The sequence below is a fragment of the Microcoleus sp. Z1_B2 genome (assembly GCF_036700325.1).
In the GTDB taxonomy this organism is placed as follows: Bacteria; Cyanobacteriota; Cyanobacteriia; order Cyanobacteriales; family Microcoleaceae; genus Microcoleus.
Window position 1 is genome coordinate 65,919 of the sequence record NZ_JAUBOQ010000039.1, and the last position, 6,005, is coordinate 71,923.

General features: G+C 44.6%; 5 protein-coding genes. 3 read left to right on the plus strand and 2 right to left on the minus strand.

The features are described 5' to 3' along the window. Positions 1–77: 77 nt before the first annotated feature. Positions 78–968 (plus strand): 50S ribosomal protein L11 methyltransferase, encoded by an 891-nt coding sequence (gene prmA, locus QT984_RS21675; protein WP_333057863.1) that lies wholly within the window; start codon positions 78–80, stop codon positions 966–968. A 172-nt stretch (positions 969–1,140) separates the two neighbouring features. Beyond that, positions 1,141–1,623 (plus strand): pentapeptide repeat-containing protein, encoded by a 483-nt coding sequence (locus QT984_RS21680; RefSeq protein ID WP_333057862.1) that lies wholly within the window; start codon positions 1,141–1,143, stop codon positions 1,621–1,623. A 118-nt stretch (positions 1,624–1,741) separates the two neighbouring features. Here the strand turns inward: QT984_RS21680 and QT984_RS21685 are convergent, their stop codons facing one another. Next, entirely contained in the window at positions 1,742–2,308 is a 567-nt protein-coding gene (locus QT984_RS21685) for a pentapeptide repeat-containing protein (protein ID WP_333233645.1), read from the minus strand. Positions 2,309–2,435: 127 nt separating this feature from the next. On the opposite strand from QT984_RS21685, the gene QT984_RS21690 reads away from it, so the two are divergent. After that, on the plus strand, positions 2,436–3,116 hold the full coding sequence (locus QT984_RS21690; protein ID WP_333057860.1) for a pentapeptide repeat-containing protein: 681 nt from the start codon (positions 2,436–2,438) through the stop codon (positions 3,114–3,116). A gap of 75 nt (positions 3,117–3,191) precedes the next feature. Here QT984_RS21690 and QT984_RS21695 read toward each other — a convergent pair. Next, a partial coding sequence (locus tag QT984_RS21695; protein ID WP_333374913.1) for a DNA/RNA non-specific endonuclease occupies positions 3,192–6,005 on the minus strand: 2,814 nt, incomplete at its 5' end.

A 6,005-nucleotide genomic window follows, 5' to 3' on the forward strand; every position in this document is an offset into this window, starting at 1 on the left:
ATTCCTCACTCCCCAGTTCCCAGTCTCCAGTTCCCCTGGGCCAATCTAAAATCTAAAATCTAAAATTTAAAATCGTTATGGCACATAGCTGGTGGGAAATTAGAATTCTTTGCGATCCGGCGCTGGAAGATATCATCTTTTGGCGTCTGGAACGGTTTAACTGTCGGGGAACTGCTACTGAGATCAAAAGCAATTCCTGCCTGATGTCGGCTTATTTGCCCGAAGAACAGGCAGGATTGCTGGATTTGGCCGCTCTGTCTCTGTGGCTGCGCCAAGATGCTCTGTGTGCAGGTTTGCCCCTACCTGCGATGCAGTGGGATTTGATTGAAGACGAAGACTGGGGCAGCACTTGGAAGGAGCACTGGCAGCCTCAAGAAGTGGGCGATCGCTTTTTAATTAATCCGGCTTGGTTGCCCTTACCGACTGATACCGATCGCGTTATTTTGCGTTTAGATCCGGGTGTGGCTTTCGGTACGGGTGCTCACGCTACTACTCAACTTTGTCTGGAGTCGCTGGAAATGCGTCTCGGTTTTGATGACAAAGAGTGCATCGTTGCTGATATCGGCTGCGGATCGGGTATTTTGTCGATCGGCGCGGTGTTGTTGGGCGCTACAAAAGTTTATGCTTTGGATACAGATCCTTTGGCAGTGCGATCGACTATTAGCAACAGGCTACTCAACCGCGTTAATTCTCAGCAGTTGGTTGCAGAGCTCGGAAGTATCGATCGTTTGAAAGAAATGGTCGATGAGCCGATCGACGGTTTGATCTGCAACATTTTAGCAGAAGTAATCATCGATTTAATCCCGCAGTTCACTGCAATTAGCAAACCGACTACTTGGGCCGTGCTCAGCGGCATTTTGCTCGAACAAGCTAAGCCAATTGCCGACACTCTCGAACAGCACGGCTGGATTGTGGCTACTCTGTGGAAGCGCCAAGATTGGTGTTGTTTTAATATTCGGCGCAGTTAGCGTTTTGAGATTTGAGAGTTGAGATTTTAGGACATTTGTATTCCTTCTGAGCCATCTGGATTACTTGGTATGCGATCGGGTTCAACCTCTCGCACAGCTTGATATATTTATTGATAAAAAGTAGAAGTAATCGCGCTACTATCAAAGTATAAACAGCTTGAACAAGAAAGCTATGGACGTTGAAGAACTATATAGGCGTTACGCTGCTGGCGAAAGAGATTTTCCGGGTGTAGATTTAAGTCATGCTAACTTAAACATTGCTAACGTAGAAGACATCGAAGAACTCGAACCAGGTCAGAATGATTTGAGGGGTATCAATCTCAGCGGTGCTAACTTGACTGTGGCTAATCTGAGTTTTGTTAATCTCAGTGGTGCTAATTTGAGCAGTGCTAACTTAGATTCTGCTAGTTTATGGGTTACTATATTGACGGGTGGTGATTTGAGGGATGCTATTCTGGATTATGCTGAACTGGCAAGCGACTTAGTGGATGTTGACTTGAGAGAAGCTAGCCTGGAGTGTACGCAGTTGATTGGCACTAATCTCACCAGAGCCAACTTGATGGGTGCATACTTTTCAGCCACCGGAGAAGGTCGTTTGATTTTCTGCAACACCATCATGCCGGATGGCACAATTAGAAGTGACAATGGCTCCTAACTTGTGTGGGGCTTTTGACGGGGTTGAGACCCCGTCATATTTTATGATTCGATTATTTCCTCAATCTCCAGAGGGAATATTTGAGAAAAAGTCAAGCTCAGTCAACTCCTCGATTTGGTTAATCGTCAGATTCCATCTCAGCATATTTATCAGTCACAACTTGTCCATCTGGCATGATAGTATTTCGCTTGTAGCTGTCGCTTAAATCGCAACCTTCAACGAGTGCTCCTCTCAAATTTGTCTCATACAGACCAGTTTCACCCATCATTGCACCTCTAAGATCTGCTCCTTCCAGATTGGCTCGATCTAAGCTAACTTCAACTAAACAAGCATTTTGCAGGTTGGCATTTCGGAGATTAGTATATTCCAAATTACTACCTGTCAAGTTGGCATTACTTAGGTTAGCTCTCTCCAATGAAGCTCTTTTTAGGTTGACTTCTAAACTAGAATTAGACAAATCTGCTTCATCCAGCATAGCATGACTTAAGTCAGCATCTTCTAAGTTAGCGGACTTAAAAATAGTACGTCTGAGATTGGCTTCTTTCAGAATGGCACCATTCAAGTTAGCTTCCGTGAAATCAGCCTCACTCAAGTTTACGCCTCTTAGTTCGGCATCTTCTAGGTTAACCCGACGAAAATCTCTTTCACCCGCTGCGTACCTTTTGAGCAGTTCTTCTGCGTTCATAACTTGCCTCTTTAATCTATTTACACTTTCACTGGTTCTACCTCTCGCACAGTTTGATACATTTATTGGTAAAAAGTAAAAGTAACAGTGCTACTATGAAATTATAAACAGCTTGAACAAGAAAGCTATGGACGTTGAAGAACTATATAGACGTTACGCTGCGGGAGAGAGAGATTTCCCTGGAGTTGATTTAAGTCATGCTAACTTAAACGTTGCTAACGTGGAAGACCTCGAAGAACTCGAACCAGGTCAAAATTACTTGAGCGGTATCAATTTCAGCGGTGCGAACTTGAGGATGGCCAATCTGAGTTATGTTAATCTCAGCGGTGCTAACTTGAGTGGCGTCCAACTATGCGATGGCGATTTGAGTGAGGCGAACTTATCTGGTACCAACTTAAGCAATGCTAACCTGTTCTATACCAGCTTGATTAAAGCAGATATGAGTGGAGCAGATTTGAGTGGAGCCAACTTGAACTGTACTCAATTAAACTGTGCTGATCTGAGTGGAGCTAACCTGAGTAAAACCAATTTAGCCGAAGCTGACCTAAGCGGAGCAGATTTAAGTCAAGCAGACCTGAGTGGAGCTAACCTGGAAGAAGCATCACTGGCGGAAGTCAACTTGACTGGGGCTTGTTTAACAGATACTTATCTAGGTGAACCCCTGCTCACAAGAGCTAATCTAACAGGAGTAAATTTAAGTGAAGCGATCGTTGATTTAGAGTTGGCTAACATTAGTGGAATTGAAGGGGCAATCTTCTGCAATACAATCATGCCCGATGGCAGCACGAGGAATGACCATTGTGAGTGAGTCTTCCACTCTAAGCTGAAGTTCCCCCAGATGAGAACTTCAACTTAAACAGCGCAAACTGAGAACTGTGAAGACTTATGTAACCACAGATGGAAAATCATTTACGTTAGTAGGTCCAGAATAAATCCGGTTTTCAATTACATTTTCGATTTCATCTGGAAGATTTGACAAAAGATCTAGACCTGTAAGTTCTTCGACCTCTCTGACCGTAGTTATTTGATCTTGCCATCGCGGTGGAATTATATCTGGCGGATTAGCAATGCCATTAGGCATAGTAACAGCAATCACAGGTGTGTTTACTGTAATATCTGCTATTCCTTGACCGGGTTCAACAAACATAATAACTTTCCAAGTGTACTCAGGGACGTTAATGTTTTCTAAGTTGAGAGGATTTTCAGGCGGAAGGGCATCATTAATCGAATCATATCCTCCTGCAATATTGTAAAGTTCCCAACCACGCCTCTGAGCAACTTGCCGACTAAAGCGTTCAAGCTGTCGCCATGCACCGGTTCTATTACTACTTCTCTCTTGTGGAAGTAAGTTTGTTGTCAAGAAGGTAGCAAACTGATCTTTCTGAGTTCTGTTACGATGTTCTCTAGCAGTCATGTGACCTCGGTCAAAACCACTACCTCTGTACTCCCATCCCTCAGTTGTCTCTAATTCACTGGGAAGTTCGCTATCCGACCTCCAAGGAAAAGGATCTAAAGGATCTAGATTGTCATCTCTCTCAGGAGGTTGTAGAGTACCTATCCAGGTTCTGTTTAGTTGCCAGCTTACCCAATTTGGACCTTTGTTGCTCTCGTTATAAGAGAGAGAATACTGTGGCTTTTCAATGAGATAGTTGTTGGCATTGTTAACAGCGTCTGGTCGAGTTTTTTGACCATCTAAAGTTGGATTACCCAACTTTAGATGAACACTTTTAAAGAAAACGTCATCCAGAAAAACCGTGCCGTTATCTACTTCAAACTTCACTGTAGCAACCCTGCCTCGTAGCGGTTCTGGTATATCTACTACATGGAAAGTTTCAAACCCGATATTTCCGTAACCAATTCTGTTTGTATCTGCGTTATTGTAGCCAGAATCGTAAGGACCACTGGCTTCTGATAAGCTAATAGTTTCCAGTGTGGTAACACCATTATCTCCTTCTAAAGAAACTATAAGGTTGCCACCACTGAGTTCAGGTACGTGAAGATTAAATCGCAGAGTTCCAGACTCAGGCACGACAAAACGGTTGTGGGTAATACTTTTACCTGATTCTAGCTTCAGAGCATAATTTGGTTGAGTGCGATCGACCCCAATCCGATCCAATTCCGCGTGCAAAGCCGGAGCATCAGTTGCAGATAGCTGATGCACATCAACTAGATTGCTTGTAGTTACACTCGCTGACGTTTCGCCATTATGAAAAGACCAGCCAGGAATCGCATCAGAAAAAATAGTCCGATTACCACCCTGCGGATTAAAAACCGCATCAAAATTGCCGTTAAACAAAGTGGGAACCGCCCCATCTCCCCGCATCCTGGCATCATAAGTATTGTCAAAATCTACCGGGATGCGCTCTACATTCGTTTGGGGACGCAACTCCGAACCGCCACCCAAAACCGAATAAAACCACCCCGTACCAATTCCCTCCCAAGGAGCAGCATCAACACCATGTTCAAAACTGTGTTCCGGCGTATACCAAGGTGCAACCCGAGCAGAATTGTTCGCAATATCGCCAAATGAAAAGTCCTTATCGAACAAAGGTTCGCGATACCCATCGCCGCGTCGGCGGAAAATAGGATTAGCATCTAAGTTTTCATCGAACGGGAAGTTAGTTGGAAACAAATCTGATGTCCCCCCATACCAGCTCAAAACACGTCCGTGTACAGCTCCCCTTCCAGCAATACCAACAGTAGGATCGGTTTCCTTCGTAAACCCAGCACGACTGTTATTATAATCTGGGTTATTTTGATTAGTTCCCAGAAAAACCGACAAATCCGGTTCTCCCAATAGCGGAGCAGTAGCATCGGGATTTTCTGACCTCCAACCTTCTCGCGGCAACTTAAGTCCGGGGGCTGTTTTGTTATCCTCAGTAGACGGAAGATTCGGAATATCCCGACCCGCAGGCGAAACCGTACCTCCTGATAAATCCGGTACTGTCTGATAGTAATTATCCGCAAAAGTGACATTTTCCCAAACCTGAACCTTCGGTTCGCGGAAATCGCCGAAATTATCTGTCACTACATTTAGCCCCGGTTGGTTGAAATCATGGGGGTCTAAAGTTGTCATCTGAAGGTCGCGAATATCAGAGTTTTCTTTTCCACCCGCTTCAGGAAAATGAGTCCCCAAACGCTGAATAATTTCGCTGTTAACAACTGTTCCCCGACTGAAACCAACAAAATGCAGCGGTGAATTGAAAATTGCTCCTTGTTTTGCGGTGCTATTTTCATCGATAAACAGTTGGTCTAATTGCACGAGAGAAGTAAAGAAAGCATCTGCCACTGCTTCGCTAAAACCTGAATCAGGAGCTGCCGATTCATTATTGTTCGACCAGTCATTCAGCAGCACTAACGGTTGATTGTTGTCAAGGTATGGAGCTATGTAACTCTCCAACTTGGTGAGATAGTCGGCGTCGTCTTCTGGATTCTCACCTGCTGGGAAATCTGGCGCAACCGCTCCATATTTGGTGACAGGAACCCAATAACCAGTAGCGAGGTCGTACCTCATCATCAAACCGTTATCTTCAGCACCTGCATTGGCAATACTATTGCCCAGTTGGTAAAACTCTGAAGGAATTCCAGGGTTATCAAAAAAGGGAGGACTAAAGGGAGGTTTGAAGCCATGAGTCAGCACAGTTACGCTGGGGAAGACATCATTACCATCATCGGGCTCGGTCAATATTGGCGTCCA